Source organism: Endozoicomonas sp. ONNA1, from assembly GCF_024606325.1.
Classification (GTDB): Bacteria; Pseudomonadota; Gammaproteobacteria; order Pseudomonadales; family Endozoicomonadaceae; genus Endozoicomonas_A.
In genome coordinates, this window is sequence record NZ_JAHHPN010000727.1 from 1 (window position 1) to 1,008 (window position 1,008).

The 1,008-nt window shown below is 44.7% G+C and carries 1 protein-coding gene; it reads right to left on the minus strand.

The window, feature by feature from the left end:
• Positions 1 to 1,008 (minus strand): hypothetical protein (locus KDK19_RS17535; RefSeq protein WP_257292472.1); only part of this gene is annotated, 1,008 nt, incomplete at both ends.

The following is a 1,008-nucleotide window of genomic DNA, read 5'->3' on the forward strand; positions in this document are numbered from 1 at the left end:
AAAAACTCTTCGGCAATTTTTGTCAGCTCATCGGATCTGAGCACCAAAGCGTTACTGGCGTTGAGTGACTGCCGCAAGTAGTCATCCTTAATGGATTTCTCAAACAATGGATCGTTATTCATTTCATACATCATGGTATACAGCTCTTCTGTTAAGGAAGGATCGTGAGTGCCATAGTTGCCCCGGTCAGTGTAGCTTCCCCACTGGCAAGCATTGGGCCAACAATACGTTAGACAACCACCTTTCGAGTGTGTCAATTCATACAGGTAATGACTGAAGGCCTGCTTAATTGCTTTCTCGCATTTGTTTTTTAAGTCAGTTATAAGTTTCTGCTCCTCCTCTGATAGCTCACGGGACTCAGCAATGGATTTGTTTTCGCTGCGGACATCATCTCTATGTTGCCTAATTAGATTCAGTGACATGTCTTCATTAAAATAGCCACCGGGACTTTCAAATAATGCATGCATCCGAATTTTAAGATCATCTAAAGCTTGCATGTGATGGAGTCTTTGTTCTTTTTTGACCGCCTCATATTGATTGATTTTTTTCGATAGCTGCCTCAAGCCCGGGCTATTCTCAGTTTTATGCTGTAACAGGGCGTTGGTCTTTTCATTAATTGCTGTGTCGAGCCAGCGAGGTTGCCCCATGATAATGACCGGACGGTGGTTCGCCTTCCCCGAGATTAACTGCACAAATGCAGGGTCGTGCACCAGCATTCGTTCTATATTCGGAATGCCATCAGGCTCGTCCGTCCAGGCGTCCTGTAAAGATGAATCGGCAATTTTACCTTTAAGGAATGACGAACATCCACCATGACCCTGAGTGATGAAAAAGGCAGAGGTATCACTTCTTTCCTCTTGTAAGCTTCTATAAAACAATTGCCATGCCTGGCTATTTTTTTCCCTGGACAAGAATTCCTGATACCACTTTTTCAGGCAATGTGCGGCTTTAACTTTCAGTTCGTCGACGTCTTCCAGACGCACCAGTAGCTGATGCAGTTCACGGGGC